The following is a 1,322-nucleotide window of genomic DNA, read 5'->3' as shown; positions in this document are numbered from 1 at the left end:
ACGTTCCCAGCTCGGGGACCGACAGGTAGTTCGCCTCCTCGTCGTTCTCGAACGGCCCGTAGGTGCCGACCTCCCGCCCCATGTCGTCCTCCTCGGCGTCGATCAGGTCGGCGTCGTACTGGGAGGTCGGAATCTGGCTGTTCTGGAAGACGTCCGCGTTCCCCTCCATGACGTAGGTGAACATGGACTCGGCGTCCTCGTTGATCTCCCAGTGGACGGACTCGACGCTCGGGACGGTGCCGTGGTAGTCGTCGTTGCGGACGATCCGCATCTCCTCGCCGACGTTGAACTCGTCGTACTCGAAGGGACCGGTTCCGTTCGCCATCTCCGTCTGGAACTCGTCGTGGTCGACCTCGCCGTCGTACCCCTCGATGTCGCCGACGATACCCTCGGGAACGATGGCGAACCCGTCGTAGGTGAGGATGTCGAGCACGGCCGGGTTCGGCTCGCGGAGCGTCAGTTCGACCGTCAGGTCGTCGACGGCCTCGACGCCCAGGGAATCGGGTTCGACGCCGCCCTCGTCGCCCTCCTCGTACTCGATGCCCAGCCCCAGCGGCGTATCGAGGATGAAGTTCGACCGTTCGCTGTACTCGGATTCGGCCAGTCGGCGGAACGAGTAGACGACGTCGTCGGCCGTCAGCTCCTCGCCCCCGTGGAACTGGACTCCCTCCTGGAGGGTCAGCGTCCAGACCAGGCTGTCCTCGGACGTCTCGACGCCCTCGATGAGCTGGTTTTCGACCTCCGCGACGCCGTTGGGGTAGTGGGTCAGCGTCTCGTAGAGCTGGTTGATGACCGTCCCCGACGCGGTGTCGGTCGACATGATCGGGTCCAGCTCGTCGAACGTGCTGTTGAGGAGGTTCAGTTCGTCGTCGCCCTCGATCTCGACCTCGTTGTACTGCTGGTGGTGGCTGCCGAGCGCGCCGAGTTCCGGAATGTCGACGTAGTCGTACCACCAGCGTTCGCCCTTGCTGTGGTACAGCGGCAGCAACACCATATCGTCCCTGACGGCCTCCTCGATCTCCACGTAGGCCTCGTTGCGAGCGTCCTCGGCGTCCGGGCCGGGGTTGTCGAGGACCGTCTCCCAGGCGGCCTGTGCCTTGTCCGCGTGCTCGCTGACTTCGAGGTCGGCGTCCCCATCTCCCCCGTCGTCGTCGTCATCGTCCCCGTCGAGAAGAGCAGAACAGCCCGCCAGTCCCACCGTGGCGCTTCCCCCGAGAAGCCCCAGCATCTTCCGTCGTGACGCATCTACACCTTGAGTATCCGAACTATCGGACATGGAAAACTGTTACAAATGGCGATTTTATATATCTGTCGGCATTAGG

General features: G+C 63.8%; 1 protein-coding gene. It reads right to left on the bottom strand.

The window, feature by feature from the left end:
• A partial coding sequence (locus tag ACNA7R_RS20395) for an ABC transporter substrate-binding protein (protein ID WP_416285364.1) occupies window positions 1-1,228 on the bottom strand: 1,228 nt, incomplete at its 3' end.
• Between the last annotated feature and the right edge of the window lie 94 nt (window positions 1,229-1,322).

The sequence above is a fragment of the Natronococcus sp. genome (genome assembly GCF_047921035.1).
Lineage (GTDB): Archaea > Halobacteriota > Halobacteria > Halobacteriales > Natrialbaceae > Natronococcus.
This window is presented reverse-complemented; position numbering and strand designations above follow the sequence as displayed.